General features: G+C 63.5%; 4 protein-coding genes. All 4 read right to left on the reverse strand.

Annotated features, from left to right (window positions below; all coding sequences use genetic code 11):
• Window positions 1-63: 63 nt before the first annotated feature.
• The 4 genes from ycaC to QMX88_RS28930 all read right to left on the reverse strand — a co-directional run bounded on the left by ycaC (window position 64) and on the right by QMX88_RS28930 (window position 3836).
• Window positions 64-687, reverse strand: coding sequence for an isochorismate family cysteine hydrolase YcaC (gene ycaC, locus QMX88_RS28915; RefSeq protein ID WP_282373664.1), 624 nt, complete (start codon window positions 685-687; stop codon window positions 64-66).
• Between the two features lie 126 nt (window positions 688-813).
• Window positions 814-2652, reverse strand: a complete 1839-nt coding sequence (locus QMX88_RS28920; RefSeq protein WP_282373667.1) for an amidohydrolase — start codon at window positions 2650-2652, stop codon at window positions 814-816.
• Between the two features lie 145 nt (window positions 2653-2797).
• Complete coding sequence (locus QMX88_RS28925; protein WP_282373665.1) at window positions 2798-3427, reverse strand: antibiotic biosynthesis monooxygenase; 630 nt, start codon at window positions 3425-3427, stop codon at window positions 2798-2800.
• Window positions 3420-3836: a DoxX family protein gene (locus tag QMX88_RS28930; RefSeq protein WP_282373666.1), complete on the reverse strand. Its 417-nt coding sequence runs from the start codon at window positions 3834-3836 to the stop codon at window positions 3420-3422. The genes QMX88_RS28925 and QMX88_RS28930 overlap by 8 nt, the downstream gene beginning before the upstream one ends.
• Window positions 3837-4183: the final 347 nt, after the last annotated feature.

Here is a 4183-nt window from a genome sequence, read left to right on the forward strand (position 1 = left end):
ATCTTGTCACGGTTACCGCTGATTCGGGAGGGTGTACGCCGCAAAAAGGCGGCGCACGGGGTGTTACTTGGCGGTGAAGGCCGAGTAGCTGTTCATCAGGTTGCGGTAGTTCGGAATGCGCTGGGACAGCAGGTTCGCCAGGCCTTCCATGTCGTTGCGCCAGTCGCCCTGCAGCTCGCAGGCCACCGAGAACCAGTTCATCAACTGCGCGCCGGCCGCAGTCATGCGCGCCCAGGCGGCCTTTTGCACCACGTCGTTGAAGGTGCCCGACGCATCGGTGACCACGAACACGTCGAAGCCTTCTTCCAGCGCGCACAGGGTCGGGAACGCCACGCAAACGTCAGTTACGACGCCGGCGATGATGATCTGCTTGCGGCCGGTGGCCTTGACCGCTTTGACGAAGTCTTCGTTGTCCCAGGCGTTGATCTGGCCAGGACGGGCGATGTACGGCGCGTCCGGGAACATCGCCTTGAGCTCGGGCACCAGTGGGCCGTTCGGGCCGGTCTCGAAGCTGGTGGTGAGGATGGTCGGGAGTTTGAAGAATTTGGCGCAGTCGGCCAGGGCCAGCACGTTGTTCTTGAACTCGTTCGGCGTGAAGTCCTGGACCAGCGAGATCAGGCCGGTCTGGTGATCGACCAGCAGAACGACGGCATCATCTTTGTTCAGACGCTTGTAGGGAACGGTCATGATTGACTCCATTGAGTGGGTGACGGATGGGTACAAGGGCCAGCGCATCACGCTGACGGAGAGCCCCGCCGGTCAGTGCCGACGGGGCCTTTCATGCTCTTTTCAATTGCCCTGTTCAGGCGCCGGTCAGAAAGCGAAGCACGAACAGCCAAACGCGCCCCAGAAACCCTGGAAGTCGCTGACCGGTACTTTCGACTGGCGCGCTTTATCGTGGCTGTGGGCGTGGACACCGCAGGGGCCGCTGCACTGGTGAACCGCCGCGGCCATCGGTGCGCCTTGGCGCCAGTGGCCCGGGACTTTGGAAACCGGCGACCAGTCCGGCAGCACCGGCACGCTCGGCGGTGCCAGATCGTCGAACTCGCCGGCGCCGTACACCACCTTGCCGTCGACGATGGTCAGCACCGATTCGATCCACTTGATCGACTCCTCCGGCACGCTGAAAAAGTCTTGGGACAACGCCACCACGTCCGCGAGCTGGCCGACCTTGATCTGGCCTTTCTTGCCCTGCTCGGAGGAAAACCAGGCGCTGCCACGGGTGAACAGTTCGAGCGCGGTTTCCCGGGACAAGCCTTCCGGGTACAGCTCCAGGCCGCCGACGGTGCGACCGCTGACCATCCAGTACAGCGAAGTCCACGGGTTGTAGCTCGACACGCGGGTGGCGTCGGTCCCCGCGCCCACCGGCACGCCTTCGGCCAGCATGCGTTTGATCGGCGGCGTGTGCTCGCCGGCCTTGGCACCGTAGCGCTCGACGAAATACTCGCCCTGGAAGGCCATGCGGTCCTGAATGGCGATGCCGCCGCCCAGCGCCTTGACCCGCTCGATGTTCTTCGGCGTGATGGTTTCGCAGTGGTCGAAGAACCACGGAATGCCGTTGAACGGAATGTCGCGGTTGACCTTCTCGAACACGTCGAGCATGCGCGAAATGGACTGGTCATAGGTGGCGTGGAGGCGGAACGGCCAGCGGTGCTCGACCAGATGGCGCACTACCGGCTCGAGGTCCTGCTCCATACCGGCCGGCAAATCCGGGCGCGGCTCAAGGAAGTCTTCGAAGTCCGCTGCCGAGAAGGTCAGCATCTCCCCGGCGCCGTTGTGGCGCAGGAAGTCATCGCCCTGATGCAGCGTGACGGTGTTGGTCCAGTGCTTGAAGTCTTCCAGCTCTTCCTTGGGCTTCTGGGTGAACAGGTTGTAGGCGATGCGCACGGTCAGCTGTCTGGCCTCGGCCAGTTGCGTGATGACCGCGTAATCGTCCGGGTAATTCTGAAAACCGCCGCCGGCGTCGATGGCGCTGGTCAGGCCCAGACGGTTCAGCTCGCGCATGAACTGGCGGGTGGAGTTGACCTGGTACTCCAGCGGCAACTTCGGCCCCTTGGCCAAAGTCGAGTAGAGGATCATCGCGTTGGGCTTGGCCACCAGCATGCCGGTCGGGTCGCCGTTGCTGTCGCGGACGATCTCGCCACCCGGCGGGTTCGGCGTGTCTCGGGTGTAACCGGCCACACGCAGCGCGGCGCGGTTGAGCAACGCGCGGTCGTACAAGTGAAGGACGAACACCGGGGTGTCAGGGGCGGCCTGATTGAGTTCTTCGAGGGTCGGCATACGTTTTTCGGCGAACTGGAATTCGTTCCAGCCACCGACCACGCGCACCCACTGCGGCGTCGGCGTGCGGTCGGCCTGGGCCTTGAGCATGCGCAGCGCGTCGGCCAGGGACGGTACGCCCTCCCAGCGCAGTTCGAGGTTGTAGTTCAGGCCGCCACGAATCAGGTGCAAGTGCGAGTCGTTGAGGCCCGGGATCACCGTGCGCTTATGCATGTCGATGACCTGCGTGGCCGGGCCGCGCTGGGCCATGATCTCGGCGTCGGAGCCCACGGCGACGAATTTCCCGCCGCTGATGGCCACGGCGCTGGCCTTGGGTTTTTCCTGGTCAACCGTGTGGAAATTACCGTTGAAGAGAATCAGATCGACGTTCATCGCGCCTCCGTTGGCAGAAGAGTGGGACGCCCCGACGGCAAGGCCGGTGGCAGGCAGTGAAGAAAGCAGTGCAGCGGCCGCGCCGAGCAACGAGCCTTTGGCGACCAATCGGCGGCGGTCGCTGGAAGACGGTTGATCGGCGTCGTCATCCTTCATGATCGGCGCCCGCCACCGGCGTCGGCCGGGCATTCAGCCACGGGGCAAACAGCCGCGTCGCCCGGGGCATCAGCACGTACACCACCAGCAAGACGATGGTCACGGTGACCAGGGCGGTGCTGATGATGTAGTTGGCCAGCAGCGGGTACAGGCGGAACACCGGCCCCCAGACCAGCGGCACCAGCAGGGTCAGCGGGCAGATCACCAGGAAGGTCACGCAGGCCTGTTTCCAGCGCGGCGGCGGGTTTTCCGCGGCGGGAACGAACCAGAATTCGTTGTGCGGGTTGACCTCGGTGAAATCGCCGTCGGCCAGCATGGGCGACGCTTCGGCCACCAGTTCGCGGCGATGGGACGAGTCGAGCCAGCTGTGCATGGCGTCGGTCGAGCAGAAGCGCAGGACGCAGGTGAACATGTGCAGGCCGTCGGCCTTGCCGCGTATGACGTCGACGCCCAGATGCCCGGGGTAACTTGCCGCCATGGCGATGATGCGCCGCAGCCAGGCTTCGTATTGCGCTTCGAAACCGGCCTTGATCCGGTGCTTGACCACCAGGGTGACGATTTCGTCGGCGGACAGTTTCGACGTTGGGGTAACGTCGGCGGTCGTGGCGTAATCAGGCATAGCGAAGCGCTCCGGGCAAACCATGGTTAAGCGCCAGACGACCGGGTCCGGCGATCAGCACACTGGTGAAGATGATCAGTAATAACCAGCCGAACTGGCCCTGTTCGACGCTCCACTCGCTGTGCACCACGACGAGCGCGACCAGCAGCAGGATGAGAATAGGCAGGCACGCCAGTCGCGCCAGCACGCCGGTCAGAATCAACAGGGGGCAGAGGACTTCGGCGAAGATGGCGATGCTCAGGGTCATTGGCGCGCCTAGATGGAACGGGTCTTCGATGAGGGTCAGTTGGGTGTTGAAGTCGAGGAGCTTGGGCAGGCCGTGGACGAACAGCAGGAACAGCGCGCCGGCGGACCTGAGGAAGAGCAGTCCGAGGTCTTGGGCGTGGTCGTTGAGGGTTGAGTAGGTCATCACACACCGTTGATTTCGTGGGCCACGACCCTGAGGTGCAGGTGTGTGTGGCCGATGAAATCAGTGTGGCGGGTTGCAGGGGATGGGTATTGAACAGACGTGCTTTTGAGGATCCGGATCAAGATCAAGATCAAGATCAAGATCAAGATCCTTAAGATCAAGAGCGTCGGCCTAACGGCCTCGGTTTCGCCTTCGGCGAGTTACTTGGAAAAGCACCCCAAGTAACCAAGGGTGCTTGCTCTCGGTTGGGCCCTTCGTTCCTCAGGGTTCCTTCACTCCGGTCTCGCTCCGTGGGCCCGCCGCCATCCGCCATCCATGGCGGGGGGCGGCTCTCGCGGCATCCATGC

Source organism: Pseudomonas sp. PS02290 (assembly GCF_029960075.1).
GTDB lineage: Bacteria > Pseudomonadota > Gammaproteobacteria > Pseudomonadales > Pseudomonadaceae > Aquipseudomonas.

Bases quoted from the DNA above. Each gene is read 5' to 3' on its own strand.
- ycaC (WP_282373664.1), bottom strand. From the start codon at position 687: ATGACCGTTCCCTACAAGCGTCTGAACAAAGATGATGCCGTCGTTCTG.
- QMX88_RS28930 (WP_282373666.1), bottom strand. From the start codon at position 3,836: ATGACCTACTCAACCCTCAACGACCACGCCCAAGACCTCGGACTGCTC.
- QMX88_RS28925 (WP_282373665.1), bottom strand. From the start codon at position 3,427: ATGCCTGATTACGCCACGACCGCCGACGTTACCCCAACGTCGAAACTG.
- QMX88_RS28920 (WP_282373667.1), bottom strand. From the start codon at position 2,652: ATGAACGTCGATCTGATTCTCTTCAACGGTAATTTCCACACGGTTGAC.